At 27.6% G+C, this 16498-nt stretch carries 16 protein-coding genes; 4 read left to right on the top strand and 12 right to left on the bottom strand.

The genetic code is table 11. The features are described from left to right. Positions 1–166: 166 nt before the first annotated feature. Entirely contained in the window at positions 167–913 is a 747-nt protein-coding gene (locus tag OW730_RS21835) for a hypothetical protein (protein ID WP_271226166.1), read from the top strand. Between the two features lie 90 nt (positions 914–1003). On the opposite strand, the gene OW730_RS21840 is transcribed toward OW730_RS21835, so the two are convergent. From OW730_RS21840 to OW730_RS21880, 9 genes are all read right to left on the bottom strand, one after another. Next, positions 1004–3745 (bottom strand): hypothetical protein, encoded by a 2742-nt coding sequence (locus tag OW730_RS21840; RefSeq protein ID WP_271226167.1) that lies wholly within the window; start codon positions 3743–3745, stop codon positions 1004–1006. Positions 3746–3779: 34 nt separating this feature from the next. After that, positions 3780–6623 carry a hypothetical protein gene (locus tag OW730_RS21845; protein WP_271226168.1) on the bottom strand — a complete coding sequence of 948 codons (2844 nt, stop codon included), beginning with the start codon at positions 6621–6623 and terminating at the stop codon, positions 3780–3782. 203 nt (positions 6624–6826) lie between these two features. Further along, on the bottom strand, positions 6827–7333 hold the full coding sequence (locus OW730_RS21850) for a GNAT family N-acetyltransferase (protein WP_271226169.1): 507 nt from the start codon (positions 7331–7333) through the stop codon (positions 6827–6829). A 32-nt stretch (positions 7334–7365) separates the two neighbouring features. Further along, positions 7366–7674, bottom strand: coding sequence for a hypothetical protein (locus OW730_RS21855; RefSeq protein ID WP_271226170.1), 309 nt, complete (start codon positions 7672–7674; stop codon positions 7366–7368). A gap of 31 nt (positions 7675–7705) precedes the next feature. Continuing rightward, on the bottom strand, positions 7706–8398 hold the full coding sequence (locus OW730_RS21860; RefSeq protein WP_271226171.1) for an SGNH/GDSL hydrolase family protein: 693 nt from the start codon (positions 8396–8398) through the stop codon (positions 7706–7708). Between the two features lie 202 nt (positions 8399–8600). Continuing rightward, positions 8601–9551 (bottom strand): GNAT family N-acetyltransferase, encoded by a 951-nt coding sequence (locus tag OW730_RS21865; protein ID WP_271226172.1) that lies wholly within the window; start codon positions 9549–9551, stop codon positions 8601–8603. A gap of 12 nt (positions 9552–9563) precedes the next feature. Then, positions 9564–10049, bottom strand: a complete 486-nt coding sequence (locus OW730_RS21870) for an NUDIX domain-containing protein (RefSeq protein WP_271226173.1) — start codon at positions 10047–10049, stop codon at positions 9564–9566. Positions 10050–10290: 241 nt separating this feature from the next. Continuing rightward, positions 10291–10449, bottom strand: a complete 159-nt coding sequence (locus OW730_RS21875; RefSeq protein WP_271226174.1) for a hypothetical protein — start codon at positions 10447–10449, stop codon at positions 10291–10293. 13 nt (positions 10450–10462) lie between these two features. Further along, positions 10463–10726, bottom strand: a complete 264-nt coding sequence (locus tag OW730_RS21880; RefSeq protein WP_271226175.1) for a hypothetical protein — start codon at positions 10724–10726, stop codon at positions 10463–10465. A 274-nt stretch (positions 10727–11000) separates the two neighbouring features. On the opposite strand from OW730_RS21880, the gene OW730_RS21885 reads away from it, so the two are divergent. Further along, a complete protein-coding gene (locus OW730_RS21885; RefSeq protein ID WP_271226176.1) occupies positions 11001–11873 on the top strand; it encodes an NAD(P)-dependent oxidoreductase in 873 nt (290 codons plus the stop codon). Between the two features lie 130 nt (positions 11874–12003). After that, on the top strand, positions 12004–12549 hold the full coding sequence (locus OW730_RS21890) for a 2'-5' RNA ligase family protein (protein WP_271226177.1): 546 nt from the start codon (positions 12004–12006) through the stop codon (positions 12547–12549). A 135-nt stretch (positions 12550–12684) separates the two neighbouring features. On the opposite strand, the gene OW730_RS21895 is transcribed toward OW730_RS21890, so the two are convergent. The 3 genes from OW730_RS21895 to OW730_RS21905 all read right to left on the bottom strand — a co-directional run bounded on the left by OW730_RS21895 (position 12685) and on the right by OW730_RS21905 (position 14508). Next, a complete protein-coding gene (locus OW730_RS21895) occupies positions 12685–13269 on the bottom strand; it encodes a TetR/AcrR family transcriptional regulator (protein WP_271226178.1) in 585 nt (194 codons plus the stop codon). Positions 13270–13402: 133 nt separating this feature from the next. Continuing rightward, positions 13403–13996, bottom strand: coding sequence for a hypothetical protein (locus OW730_RS21900; protein WP_271226179.1), 594 nt, complete (start codon positions 13994–13996; stop codon positions 13403–13405). A 20-nt stretch (positions 13997–14016) separates the two neighbouring features. After that, positions 14017–14508, bottom strand: coding sequence for a GNAT family N-acetyltransferase (locus OW730_RS21905; RefSeq protein ID WP_271226180.1), 492 nt, complete (start codon positions 14506–14508; stop codon positions 14017–14019). Positions 14509–15131: 623 nt separating this feature from the next. On the opposite strand from OW730_RS21905, the gene OW730_RS21910 reads away from it, so the two are divergent. Then, complete coding sequence (locus OW730_RS21910; protein WP_271226181.1) at positions 15132–16415, top strand: radical SAM/SPASM domain-containing protein; 1284 nt, start codon at positions 15132–15134, stop codon at positions 16413–16415. Positions 16416–16498: the final 83 nt, after the last annotated feature.

Below are 16498 nucleotides of genomic sequence, written 5' to 3' on the forward strand. Positions count from 1 at the left end.
TAGTTTTCCATATTTATCAATATAACTACATTTTAACATCAAGGTGTAATTATTTCAATTTACAAAATACTATCTAATCTATTTATATCTATAGCTTATTTTGGTATAATTTATATTAAACAATAAATTTTAACAATATGAATACATTACAGAAAGGACAATATACATGAAATTATTTGATAAGTTACAAGAAAGTTTATATGATATCTTCGGTATACTCATACCTGGATATATTGTATTAACATTCATTTACATACCATTGAATAACTATCTAGTAAATGATGTTTTAGGTTCTCCCATGGTAAATTTATTAGACATTATAAAGACTGGTAAAGATTATTCTATATTAAAAATGAATATAAATTTGTCAGCTACTCAACTTATGATTTTAACAATAGTTGCTTATATTTTAGGACATGTTGTTAAGACTTTATCCTTGATTTATATTAAGTTAATAGATATTATTATGAAAGATCTAAAATTTAGAAATTTAATGTTAAAAAGATACTCATATTCAAAAGATCTTATATCATATGTTATAGCTAAATATGATGATAAGTTTAACAAGAAATTAATATTAAATCATGCTCGTGGTTTAGCTAGAATGGAAAAAATCAACTCATTTATTCAAAAATATATATCTAAATATAATTTTTATAAATCATTGAGTTTTATTTTTTTCTTGATTCTATTAGATGCTATAATTAGTTCATTTCTTATAAAAGGATTAGTTTTTATTAAGATTGCTTTAATCATTTTAACTTTAGTACTTACTATTGTTTTTTATTATGAATACATACGACATCATGAACTTTATGAAAAAGAATGTTATATGCTATTGTATAATTATATAACTTCTAATGATATGACTAATAATAATCAAAATAATGAGGTTTTATTTAAACTAAGCTAATACAAACAAAGACAATATATACTAGTATCTATTTAAGTCCTAGTACATATTGTCTTTAATTTTTAAAACTATTTACATATAGTAATATTCTTAATCTATTCCCAACTCTCCCAATGCACCTTTTAGATATTCATAATATTCTCTATTGCTAAGTTTATTATTTATAAATGATGTTTCCATTCCACATACTCGCCTTTTTTCTATCCACTCTAATGCAGCTTCTTTACATACGCCTCTGTATAATAATCCATAGTAAAGATATGCATATTCATTACTGATATTTGTATTAAAGACCATAGGGTCATCCGAGTTTATATTGAACATAACATTTGAATTTTCTTTTTGCCCTACCTTATTAATAACAAAAGCATGGTTATCAAACATATTACGTATTTCACCTATTATGGCATTTGATGTTGGATTCACCTCAACTACAATTCCTTTATTAGCTAATTGTATCATTATCCAATTTTGTATCTCTTTCATTATCTCAACATCAATATCACTTACTTTAACATAAATCGGTTCTTCCATCTTCTTTTTATAACATCTGCAATTATAGGCATGTAATAACTTATCTGCATCCCAAATTATTCTTTGATTATCCTCTGCATTAATACAAAACAAAGGATATCTGTACTTGTCTTCATCTTCTCTGCCATCAATTGAGACTCTATAATTTTCGTTAAGTGTAAACTCTTTGAATCTTTCTTGATATACCTCTTGAAGCATGGGAGCGTTTATACCTGTATTATTCTTAAATATATCTTTTGATATTTTATATATCTCCTGTTCAAGAATTATATTGATTCTAGGATTTACATTCTGGATTCCAGTGTATATTCCCCACATCCATAAAAGATTATCTAAATATTCTCCTCTTGGTAAAATAACAACTGGATTTTGACTTGCCCAATGTTCAACATTTACCCCTAAAGCTGTAGCATGTCCAATTCTATCTCCTGAATGAAATTTACAATACTCTATTACCTCATCTATTCTTCTCAATCCTGATATAAGATGTCTAAAATCCTCACCTGCATGAAAGGTAAATGCCAAACTTTTATTCTTTATTAGTCTTCCATTTTTATCTTTAAGACTAATAGGATCATTTTTACTATCTCTTGCCATATCATATACAGGTGCAAAAACCTGTACAGGCGTATTGTTTTCAAGACTTGCAGCATCTATACCTAATAAAAAGTGTGATAGATAAGGTTCTTCATTTCTAAGCTTTGTAAGAAGATTTATCTGGTTCATATATTTGTTTTGCAATCCCTTAAAACTAATCTTTTTATGTGTCCCTTCCTTCTCTTCATTAAATAGATACCAACATTTATCAATAGGCTCCTTATCTCGTTCTTTTATAAGATGAAAGACAACTCCTACTCTTGGGAAATCCTTATCCTTATCCTCATTCACATAATAATCACCTTCAAGAACCTCTAAATACGCTTTTAATAAGTTCTTTAAGCTTCTTCTAAATTCATCTTCATTTTCAGGTATGGAAAACCTTAGCTCCACTCTCTTAAGATATTCATTCTGAAATAAAGTTCTAAGCATAAGTTTGTAATACTCTTTCTCATCTCTTTGCACATTTTTCACAGTGCTAGTTGATCTTTTAAAATATTCTTGAAAAAAAGTAAGTCCCTTTATATTATCTCCTTGAACTAATTGTTGATAGGTTTCATTCTTAATTCTTATATACTGAAAAAAATACTCACAAAAAAGTATATCTTCTTTGGTTTCATAGTTGTTGTCTATAATTCTGTTTTTCATATACTTCAAAGCTTTAATAAGAAATATATTTTCTCCATATGTCTTTATATGATCAAGCTGTGTAAAGATATGAAAAATCAAATCATCCTTTCTATCACCACAATCTATACCTAAAACTTTCTTTAGTGAATCAAGAACATCATCCATATATCCCTTGCCATATTTACTCAGTTTTCTATTTTCAGCTAAATTCTCAAAAAACTCTTCTAGAATTTTCTCCCCTTGGAACTTGTTCTGTATCCAATTTCCAAAGGTTATATCTTTTTTAATACGCTCAAAATCATATATAAAAGCAGCTAATAAAATCCTAAGGATTGTTGCCATTTTAAAATATACAATTGGTTCCTCTTCAAAGTCTTTATTCACAAAACCATTAAAGAGCATATTATACTTTTCCTCTTTGAGTTTCTCATTTACTATTACTTCCCAGCTCATATTAAAATTGAATGATGCATTAGCATGTATGTGATTTTCCGCAACACCTTTAACCAATACATCATCAAGCTGCATATCAGCTAAGTTTACCATGGAATAGAAATTCTCAAGTTGATCCATATCATTAAGCTCATTATTAACAAAGTAAATACTAGCGAGAATATCGATAGAAATTACTTTATTCAGATTATAAAACACATGTACCTTCTCAAGTTCACTATAAGGACCTAGAAACTTATCATCAATATGATTTTTCCAATGTTTGTACACAATCTTCCCATCTCTATGAGATATCAAACTCTTTGAGAAATCACTTAATATTTTAAAATAATGTCTATATACAGCTGTCTCACTATGATACTTTTCAGATTCACTCTTCTCATCTTCAAATAAGAAATCATAATATTTCTTTATCATAAGTTCAACTTCATCAGCATTCCTTATGGAATATTGATGGATTAAACTGTTTCTAACTTGTTTATATAATTCGTTAATAATTTTAATTTTCTTTTCATTCTTAGCTTTATTTACATCTATAATAAGATCTCTTTGAAAAAAATTCAGATTCTTAAATGGATATAGTGCAATATTTAGGGTTTCATCAATCTTTCTTAACACAATTTTCAACTCCAGTTTTTAAGTTAGATATTTATTAGTTTTGTGAGTTTTCCATGTCTTCTGGATCCATTCCAAGCTCTTTTAAAAGTTTATCATCTTCATCTTTAACTTTGTTGTAAACTTCTTTTAATAATGTTCTCATTTTTTCTTTCTTATCTGAATAATCCCCTTCTATTAATTCCTCATTCTTTTCTTTAATTATATAATTGCTATACTCATGTAAAGCCTCTGAAAAATTATACTTATCTAACATATCTGTGGTTAATATTGCATTTTCCTTTATATATCCAAATAATTCTCTTGCTTCAAATATTCCATATCTAGCATTAGATCTATACGCTAAATAATCTAGTTCTTTCATTAATTTGATGTATCTATCTACATCAATACTTATTGCGTTGTTTTCTATTTTACCCAATAATTTATCTATATTACTTTTTACTTGATTATATATTGTTGTATCTGATACACCAGCATTTCCATTCATAAATTTCTGAAATTCTGCTTTAAATTCGTTTATTGTTATTATATTATCTTTATTCTCTATCCTTAGTAATATTGTGCTCAAATCATTTGATATTTGTATAGTTCTATTTAATAATATTTTATTTATTCTAAATTTATCTTCTTCTTTAAATTTACTAACTTTTTTCAGCATTTTTATTAATTTTATATTATTCTTAGCTATTTCCTCATCAATACTATTACTTTTAAACCCCTCATGATTTTTTCTTATTTCTGTAAATCTATTTAAAATTACATTTTTAAAATACCTATTATATTCAGTGGATTTGTCTCTAAATGATTTAGTTATTCCATATTCTATTTCTGAATCATTTTCATTTGTTTGATTTTTAATAGATTTTTTATAAATATCGATATTTATACTTATATCCTTAAAAATTCTCTCAGTAACTTCATAACCTGTATTCGTTCTTGAAAGTTCGTCTAAAAACTTTAAAGTACTATCCATTTTCCCCATTTGATATTGATTCATGTTATACCAGTTACTTAAAACTTCTTTTCCATATGATTCATTCGTTAAAAATAAAATATCATATATTACATTGAATACTTTTTTATTAACTTCTTCTGAAGAAGAAGTTTTTATATAAATATCTGCACCTTCCATTTCATCAACAAATTTTTCATAGAATTTCAAAGCAAATGTTAAATCTGTAAACTTTAAAAGTTCTCTGATACAGTTATTATATAGATTCCATGAATCATTTCTCCAATAATTATTAAATGAACCAAATGTCAAATTACCATTTTGGGCAGCAAATCCAACATACCAATTATCTTTATACATTGCATATATAAAAGCTTTTTTAGCATTTTCATAACCTTCACACTTTGCATTGTCCAACTTACTTTGAGCAATATAGCATAATAAAAAAGTATTTAGAACCACTTTCCTTCTATCTTTTTCTAACTTTATATCTTTATCATTATCTTTTTCCTTACTAATATGGATATATTCGTTCCCTTTAATCAGTTCATTAGTTATGTGTTCAAAATTTATTAATGTAGTATTCTCATTATTCCCCCACAGTAAGCACTTATTTATAAATTCCTTATTTCTTACTAGTTCTTTAGAGGAATCTATAATTGTATCAATAAGCATCTTAATATATATAAATCTTCTTTCTTTTAATTCATCATTTTCAAAATTTTCTTTATTAAATTTATCTAAATAATAATATACATTTACCAATCCTCTTGGGGTTGTATCAAATATATTATATGGTGTTCTTATAAGTTCAACCATATCAGTTTGATTATTTTTAATTGGTGAGAAAATACTGTTTTCTCCAAAAACTTCAGTGAGTTTTTCATAGAAATAAACATTTTTTTTCTTTTCACCTTCTTTTATTTCAAACGAGAATTTAGGAATATTTGATAAATTCCAAGTAACTACATTATGTCTAAAAGCAGGAGGTAAAATCTTTTTTAAGTACTCATGAGTCAAATATTTTTTCCTATCTAATAAAGAAAACTCCCCATCCATAACCTTTGAATCTTTAAATATTTCTGTATGTGCATACTCAAAATCTTTTGCTAACTTTTCACTTTCAAGTAAGGATAAAGTTATGGATTCATTTAATATTTCATAATCTCCTGATAATATACACACAACATTAGGATGACATGTATATTTCATCATTGCATCTATTATTTCTTTACACTTTGATGTTTTAAGATCAACATCATCGATAAAAAGAACTATCAACGGTTCTTTTTTACTCTCTATCCTTTTTACCCGTACAAGTTCATCATAGAATTTTTCTATTTTTTTGCTTAGTTCAATATCAGGCTTTAATACTTCTGAATACTTTTTCTTGAAGGTCTCCATATCAGTAAAATCTTTTGTAAGAAGTTTTCTATATTCACCTTCTGTATAACAGTATGCCTCTAACATTTCTTCATATCTTTTTCTTAACTTATTATTCTTTTTAAATCTACAATCACAGAAAAAATCTCCATACTTATCCTTATCTGCTTCATTTTTTATATAGTCTTCCATTTTCTCTAGAACATCTTTAAACATTCCAATTATTGCACCCATTATTTTGGTGTTTCCCCCAAAAGTATCAGGTTCAATTGTATCTAAAATTATATTATGTTTATCTTCAATTAACTTATTTTTTATTGTTAGAATAGTAGATGTCTTCCCTGTTCCTCTTGCTCCAAATAATCCAATGGCATTATTATACTGTGAAGTCCTTTTTTCTTCTTTTACTCTTTCTGCTTCTGTTCTTATCTCCTCAATCTGTTCCATAATAGTATCAAACGTAGGAACTATTAGTTTAATTTGATTTTCTGTAAGAACTCTAGCTCCTATAAAAACACCATTATTATCTTTTACATTAGCCATGTTTCTTCTCCTTCGGTTTATTTATTTATGTTTTATTACCTATGTTTTTCCAAGTTAAATTATAACATATTTAGTATTATATTATCGTATTTTGTAAAAATTTAATTTAGCAATAAATATTTTTACTTACTTTTTAACAATAAAAAACACTTTGAATTTGTATATTCCAAAGTGTTTTTTATTAAAATCTTATTTAAGTTCTTCTATTCTTTTACCCTCAACTCATAACAAGGTTCTTCTTCATTCATATCCTCAAACCATTTCATACCTATATACTCAAAGCCCAATTTTTCTAATACTTTTTTTGAGGAAGAATTCCCTGGAGATATAGATGCAACTATCTTATTAATTTTAAGATTTTCACGTACATAGTTAATACATCCATTGGCAGCTTCAGTTGCATACCCTCTTCCCCAATATTTCTCTGCAAAATGATATATAAGTTCAATTTCATGTTCATCCTCAGCAGGATTAAAACCACACGCACCTATAACTTCATTACTATCTTTTATAATTACTATATATGGCGAGAACCCTTTTTCCTTCTGTAAATTCATATAAAATTCTATTGACCTTAGCTCTCGTTCTCTACTTCCTGCACCACCACAGTATTTCATAACCTCTTCATTTCCCCAAAATGTCATTACAGAATCTATATCTTCTCTTTTTAATGATCTTAATACTAATCTATCTGTTTCAAATGTTACCACCCTTATCCCCTCCCCAAAATACCTGTAAAAGTCTAATCAATAAGTTTTTCCTCTTTCATTCTTTTTAAAGAAGCATCTATTGATTTTTCAAGTTCTTCTTCAACTGAATAATATACTGCTATTTGCATTAATGCTACCATTGCTTGTTTTAATTCTACAGCTAAAGCTTCTTTGCTTGGTTCCCCATGTTTTTGCCTTTTTATTCCACTATCTTCAAAATGATTAACTTCACTTGCAACCTCACCACATTCCTCCAAAAGCCTAGTAACCATTTGGAAAGGTTCTACCCCCTCCGGAAAACGCTTATAATATCCTTCAACCATTTTATATAACTTGTCCATTTATATCCCCTTTTCAATATATATTATTAATCTACATACCCTTAATAAAATCCTCTATACACTCAGCTATTAATTTTGCACCACAACTGTTTGGATGTACTCCATCCAGTGTTAAATGCAATCCTCGTTTTGAAGCTTTATCATCAACCTTTTCTGTAGTTTTTAGGGTTATAACATCCATTAAAACACGAGTTGCACTTTTCGGAATATAATTGGATATACTTTTTCCTTCTAGATAATTAATAAATTCTTCTCTTATATCTAGATACTCAATATTATTAAAGGTTTTTGATATATCACGAATTTCCTCAATAAAACTCTTTAATTCCACATTCCACACATTACTAATATCTTCTCCTATCAAAAGTGGAGGAACAACTACTATCTTGTTTGCCTTATCTGATAAATATTCCAAAGTATTGTTAAAAAAGTATCTAAACTCCTCCTTATTCTTTGCCCATGGCTGTTTACTTACCTTTTTAATTATTGGATAGCTTTTTGAAACTTTAACAAATATATCATTTACACCAACAAATAAGAAAATAAGATCAATATCAGCTTCCAAGTGTATCTTTTTAACTCTTTCATTCAAGCTTAAAACTGTATCTCCACCTTTTCCTAAATTTATTAACTGGTGATCTATTAATCTGTCTTTCAATATCTCAAAATAAGATGCTCCTGGAATCCCTTCTGTTATGCTGTCCCCAATAAAAAGAATTCTCATAGTTCCCTCCTTTAAAATCATTTCAATATAAAAATTATATCATCTAATTGTAATTCAAACCATAATTTAGTATTTTTTAAAGCAAAATATGTCTATTTGGTTATATTACACTTTTAGAAAAATTATTCTCTTAACTTAACAAAAGAAGGGATAGACTCAATGTCTTCCCTTCCTTTTTATCAAAAATTTATAAACAAATTCCCTATTCACTTAAAACTTTTCTCATTTCATTTATAAAATAATCAAACTCATCTTTATTTTCATAAGGATTTGGTTCAATTTTATTTACATCAATTCCACTACCTGCAAAAGCATCATCAATATACCTTGGGAATAGATGCATATGCAAATGGGGCATTGAATTCCCATGTAATTCACAATTAATTTTCACAGCTCCGGATATTTCTTTCAGTGCCTTTGACACTTTCTGAACATCGCTCATAAAATTTGTTAAATCCTCCTGTGGAATATCATGTATTTCAACATAATGCTTTTTTGAAAGCACATGACATTTACCCCATAAGCAACCTTGAGCATTTATTGATGCTTCCACCCATGAGTATTTCAACTCTTTTATTAGTTCAATATCCGATGGACCAGGCTCGTCACAACAAACTGGACACTTAGATTCATTTGACCAATCTATATAACGTGAATAATTGTGATGAAAACTTGCTCGTTTTTTTTCTCCTGTTGCAGCTCTTTTCATCACGAAAGCTGGAACCCCTTCTTCTAAGACTTCTCCATCTTGCTTGATAAACCCAAATTTCTCATATATTTTTCTTTCCTGTTGAAAATATAAATTCTCTAATTTTAAAACATTAGCTGTTATCTCTTTAGTTCTATCAAGCTGCTTTAAAGCCACCTCTAAAAGTTTTTCCCCTACCTTTTCAAAGTCAGCACTCATAGATACTCCAAAGAAAGTTATTCTATTGTACTTTCTTGAAAAAGCAACAATACCAAGACAATTACCAGACATTCTGTCTTTTGCCATAAAGGCTTCATGTTTTCTTATTTTGGACTCCATATAATCATCAAAAGTTTCCCAAAACACAGAAGTATCAGGAACCAACTCTTTCACAATTTCATCAGCCTCATGACTCAATTCTACCCACTTTTGAATATCCTCTCTTCTAACCAATGTAATCAACATTATAAAATCCCCCTACTTATTACTTACCAGTGGTTCTTCAATGAATACTGGGGAGAATTTATTAGTTTCTAAATATTCCATTAATTGATCATGAATATATGGTATATAATTAATATCCTTTAATCTAGAGATAGGAATCCACTTAGGTTCACCAACTAACTTAGGATTATCAGGATTCACATCAGGTATAGTTGGAGATTTTATAGTATCATCACCATTTACATAACATCTGAAAACAAAGCTTATATGCGGTACCTTTCCATACATAAAATCACATTTATTTGGCTCATATTCAAGTGTATAGATTAACTCACCAACTGTAACATCTAACCCTGTTTCTTCTTGGATTTCTCTAACAACTGCATCTTTAACTGTCTCACCTGGTTCAACAGCTCCTCCAGGAATATTAAAATATTCACCATTTCCAAATTCATTTAGTATTATCTTATCATCCTTTATTACAATACCTCTTCCACTTACTCTAATATGAAAACTCATTTCTACTCCCCCTTGTTATTAATGTTGTAAAACCAAACTGATTTTAATCTATAATAAAACACAAAAAAGCAGCAAATTTCATTGTATCATATTATTGTAAAAATAACCATAATAAAACATATTCTTATTGTCGTTAATTATGGTGAATTTAACCTATAAGAAACTTTATAAATTAAGAATGTAATAAAAAAAGACCTAGAATCATTCTAAGCCCTCTATCCCATATAAATGTTCACCTGTACTAAAAAGGAATTTCATCATATTTCATTTTCATCTTTTTTATTTGGTCCAATAATGTCTCCCTATCAGCATTACTTAAAACTAATACCTCTAGATCTTTTAATCCTTCAAAAACTTCTCTGTTCACCTTGTCCTCATAACATAATTCTTCAACTTTCATTATACTTACCTCCTTAAATTTTAAAAAGCATCCACTTACACGTATCGATTTCATACTTTATCTGAAGTCCTCGTTCTATACCGTTTATTACACTAGTACAATTGAATATGTGCATTCTATTTCCAGCTAGTTTTTCCAAATCTCTAGTCATTATCTTATGTATTTTAACCACTTGCTCCTGGCAATCTTTAGTTGTAATTCTGAACCTAACTGGATGTGGTATTCCTTCCTTATCAAACCAAGCGACGACATCAATTGGCATTGCGACCACTTTCATTTTTAAAACCTCCACAAACATACGTTTGTATATATTATATCACACTTTTTAGAATTTTATTCTATGAAAATAACAAAAAGAAGGAAAAACTTTATATACTCTCTTCTTTTTGTTATAAATTATAGTTTATTCCCTCTATTTGATGTCCGTCCCCTCTAAAAATTGCTCATTTTTACTATTGAATAAATTCATTTCATGAAGTATAATTATTTTTAGTTAGTCAACTAACTAAAACATTGTTTGTAAAAATCAAATTTAAAAGGAGATATGAATTATGTCTAAGATATCAGTCATCGGATGTGGAAAAATGGGTAGTTCACTTACGAAAGCATTTTTAAATTCAGGTCATGATGTTTTTGTTTATGATGTTATAAAAGAAAGCTGTATTCCTTTAGTAGAACAAGGAGCTAGATTGGCAGAGACACCTAGACAAGCTGTAACCAACTGTGAGTTAATGGTATTTAGCATTAATAGTTACGCAAGTACTATTGAGTTTCTTGAAAAGGACAACCTATTACCCCTTCTTAAGGGTAAAACACTTGTTCAACTTTCAACAGGAATTCCTCAAGAAACAAAAGAACTAGAAAAAATAACAAAAGAATATGACATTGATTATTTAGATGGTGCAATAATGTGTTACCCAAATCAAATTGGTACAGACGAATCCTGTATACTCTTTTCAGGAGATGAAACTACTTTAAATAATAATGAATCAACTTTAAAAAGCCTTAGTAAAAATCTTATAAAAGTAAGTAATGATATTGGTGGTGCATCTACACTTGATTGCGCACTGTTAACTTTATACTATGGTACGTACTGGGGTATATTACAGGCAGCAGCATTATGTAAAAGTCAAAACTTTTCTGTTCAGACATTTGCTGATATTGCAAAAGATCTTTATCTTTTCCCTGTTGCTACAGAAATTTTAAAGCATGTTCCACAAGATGTTGAGAGCGGTAGCTATAAAGATAATATGGCAAGCAATATGGTTCATTCAAATGCTATTCAACGATTAATTGAAATGATGAACAAATCTCATATAGATACTTCAGTAACAGATGGTATACATTCATTAATTCAAAAAGCAATTACGGCTGGATACAAAAATAATAATCTTGAGTCAATTGTAGAAGTAATTAGAAAGTAGCAAATTACATTAAGTAATTTAAATTTCTTCAATTATTCAAAGATAGAGAACCAATATTTATATGATTGTATTTTATATATTGTAAATTGTGTTATAATATACAAAATACAACATAAGGCAGGGGATTATAATGAACTGTGATATGAAGAGAAGAACCATAATGATATTTCCTCAATTCGAAAATATTAAAATTATAGATGAAATAAGAGAAAAATATGACCCGCTTGCTCATCATGTTAGACCACATATTACTTTGGTATTTACATTTGAAAGTAATCTTACATCAATTGAACTTAAAGAACATTTGGAAAAATCGCTTGCAGGGACAAGCCCTTTTAGACTAACTATGGGTGATATAATTAAAATAGATAATCCTTTAGGAATGTATCTATTCTTAGTTTTAAAAGAAGGTATTGAAGATATAAAAAAACTTAGTTCAAAGTTATATGCAGGAATTTTAGAACCATATAAACCTGAATGGCTAAATGAGAAAACATTCTTGCCTCACATGACAATTGGAAGTTTCACTTCAAGAGATGATTTAGATATGGCTTTTAAAGATGTTAGTGTTATTAAAGAAAATTTTACAACAATAGTAAACAAAGTTTCTGTGGAAATTATTGATGAAAATGAAGATTCTATTATTGATATTGAAGTAAATTTAAGTAATGATTAATTTAAAGTCTTATAAAATATAATCATTATGTTAAAACATAGCCTAAATAAAAAATGTGAGAAATACGCTATAATATATTTCTCACATTTTCATATGTTTAAACAGTTCCTATGCAATTATACTATCTCTCATGAATTAACTTATAAAAGAAACTAATTTTTCTAATATTTCTAGTCTTTCTGCTTCTGTTTGATCTCCAATAGTTGAAAAAAGTATTAATCCTTCAGTAAATGTCATCCATATCTTACTTGTAAACTTAGCAGTTTCCTCATCATCTTGAAATTCTTTAATAACTCTATTTATTCCTTGTTCCCAATCAGAATAAATTTTTTTTACTTTTAATTTAACATTTTCATTGTATGATGCAATCCCCCAAATTTCTAAAAGAATTTTAGTAAACTCAGAATTAGAGGTCATAATTATTTCGTTCATAAACAGTAAAGTTTCTCTTTTTATATCAACATTTTCCTTTTGGTTTATTATTTTATTCTCAATCCATTCATTAAGTAATGATAAGTAAAATTCAGACATATAATCAACATATTCTAATAGAATGTCATCCTTACTATTAAAGTAATAATGAAGAAGCCCATGATTTACCCCTGCTTCTTTAGCAATATCTTTAATTGATGTTTGATTGAAAGGTTTCTTTAAAAGACAGTTATGAAGCGCTTTAACTATCTGTGTTTTTTTTTCATTTTTAACTTTTTGTTTTGTCATTACGTGCTCCTTTTCTTTAAATACTTGATTGCAAAAGAAAATGCCAAAACACATTTCTTCTTAATTCACTTTATCAAAAAAATTTTATCCAATTGTATTATATCAAAATTTTGTATTTATCCGTACTAAATAATTAAAATAACCATTTTGAGTAGATTAACGTTCCCTTTTCATTAAATAAAAGTATCCTTCCTTTTTTTACATACTCTTCGTCAGTTAACATCCCCCAAAAGCAAACAGTATTGTCATCTCTTATTTCTTTAACTTCATAGAATTCATCTTTATCTCTAACTTCTTCAAGAGTAATATCTTTTTTGCTTAAAAGTTCGGAGTACATCTTATATTCTGAACCCATAGCTACATACTTAGCCTTCTCATTATTAACTATAATGTAGTTAATAAATCTATAACCTGAAAGTATACATACATTAAGTGTAGGTTTTTCAGTATCATTTTTCTCTCCTCTACCTACAAATTTGCTCCTGTATAAAAACCCATTCAAACTTTTTAAATGTGCAACACCATAAGAATTATCCTTATTATCTTTAAAAGCAACAAGTGTATTATTAGAATCTAAATCATGTTTCTCTAAAATTGTAATTCCTTTATCTTTCACCGGCCACCCTTGTATGGCTGCTTTTGGTGAAAATCTTAAAGTCACCATATAACAATATCCAATAATACTAATTATTATTACTATTATTGGAACTATTTTTTGTTTATTCAAGTAGAATACCCTCCTTATGCTTATAATTTAAGTTCATAATATAAAGAAGTTATATCATTCTCTTTAAACTCTTCCAGACACTTAAATCCTACTTTTTCTAATGTTCTTCTAGATGCTATATTAGATTTATAAGTAAATGCACAGATTTTATCAATATGGTATTTTTTAGCAATTATCTCATTGAACTCATGTATTACTTTAGCTCCTATTCCTTTACTCCAATAATTCTTATCAAAAATCACTATACTTAGAAAGCAGCTTCTTTCAACTTTTTCATCAATACAATAACACCATACATCCCCTATATAACAATCATTAACATAGATTGTTTTTCCATAACTTGTTGCATCAGGTAATAGTGATTTATCATACATATCTATAGCTTCTTCTAATGTATTATCTAGAAAAGGAAATAACTTTTTTAATTCAGAATCTTTTGAAACATTCCAAAATCTTTTTACATTATCTAATTCTCTGTTCTTTAAATTTATATCAAGTGCATTTTCACTCACCAACTCATCCCCTTTAATTATTTTACTAATTTTATATATTTCAACATTTCCTTACTAATTCCTTGTTAATTAACTTATTATTAATATATTTTGATTATTAATATAGTAATTTTTATTTTTGGAATAACCATATTAATTTTATAAATTAATTCTAAAATAAATAATTTATTAACAAATTTTTATCCTTTTACACAGTAATTTTCGGATAATCTCCCCTTCTATTTTTATAGCTAAACCTAGCTACCCATGCCAAGTTTAAGACTTTTCAAATCCCCATTTTATCCAATTATTTATACTCTTAATAATTAAATGATATTTTTTTATCAAAAAATAATATTTACATATTATGAGAATTTTGTTATTATATTACTTGTAAGGCAAGTATTTTAAATAAAGGAGGGGACAATATGAAATTCGAAGTTTTCAAACCAGTTGTTGAAAAGAAAGAGGATCCATGCGCTGAATACTGCTACAAGTGGGGTTGGCCAGGACCAGGACCATACTAAAAAATGTTATAAATATAGGATTTCTTTAGAGAAATCCTATATTTTAATTACAGTTAAAATTATCAACTTACTTAACTAACTAAAAAAGATATCCTTAATAGTTTGGAGGCTAGTAATATGAAATTTTACTTAGATAACAGAATCATATTTATGAATACTGATGATAATTATGTAAATATATATACCCCTCACGCCCACAGTACCCTTAAAATTAATGAAGCCGTATCAACAATACTAAAAAAGATAATTGAAATTGGAAGCGGTAATTCTTTTAATCCAGATGATATTTTAGATATATTCAATGGCGAGTGTTCATTAGATGATTTAGAGTCAGTACTAAATGTATTAGTTGAGTGTAAATTCCTCTTTAAATCAGAAAGTGATTTTATTAATAATTCATTCTATAATACAATAAAAAATACTAAAGCTATAAAATTAAATACTGTCTATTTACATTTAACTCAAAGATGTAATTTAAATTGCAGTTACTGTTATAACAAACATAATTTAAATGGAAATAAAGGAGAATTAACATTAGAACAATGGAAAGATACCATAGATAAATTAAGAAACAATGGAGTTCAGAACTATATCCTCACTGGCGGAGAACCATTATTAAGAGATGAAATCATAGATATAGTTAAATACATTAAAAGATTTGATAGCAATGTAGCATTGTTAACAAATGGTACCTTATTACATAAAAATTCAGATTTATTGCAATTTGTTGATAAAGTAACTGTAAGTCTTGATAGTATTGATGATAAGATAAATGATGCTAATAGATCAAATTCAAATAAATATAATTTAATCAATAACTTAAAAGTTGTTGCACCAGAATATAGACACAAATTCACTGTAAGGTCTGTTTTAACAAATAAGAATCTTGATAAAATCGATGAAATTAAAGCTTTTGTTGAAGAAAATCTTAATATGAATCATATTACAGCTCTATTTTCACCTAATTCCCCTGAAGAAGTCGCATTAATACCTGATTACAGCGCATACTTATCCAAAATAAGAGGTTCTGAACTTAATGAATTCAGTTCAGGGGTGATTAATTGTGGTGCATGTTTCAATGAACTAGCTGTAGATGCTAATGGAGACCTTTATCCATGTCAAGCTTTAATTAAAGATGATTTAAAAATAGGAAATATTCTTTCACCAGATTGGTTAGAAGCTTTAAAAACCTCTAAGGTAACATGTGATTTTATTGATAGAGATGTACATAAAATCGAAAAATGCAAAGACTGCGATTATAAATATATATGCGGTGGTGGCTGTAGAGCTATTGCTTATAATGTATATGGTGATTTAAACGCTCACCTGAAATGCTATTGCGATCACATGAAAAACTCATCAAATGTTTTCTTATTAAACACAATGTTTAATAAGAACTAGCATGCATTTATCAAGTGGTTGTACAAGCACTAATAATAAATCGTCTGCTTTTCATTCCAAATAATAAAACAAGGAATAAGTTA

This window comes from Oceanirhabdus sp. W0125-5 (genome assembly GCF_027938815.1).
Classification (GTDB): domain Bacteria; phylum Bacillota; class Clostridia; order Clostridiales; family Clostridiaceae; genus Oceanirhabdus.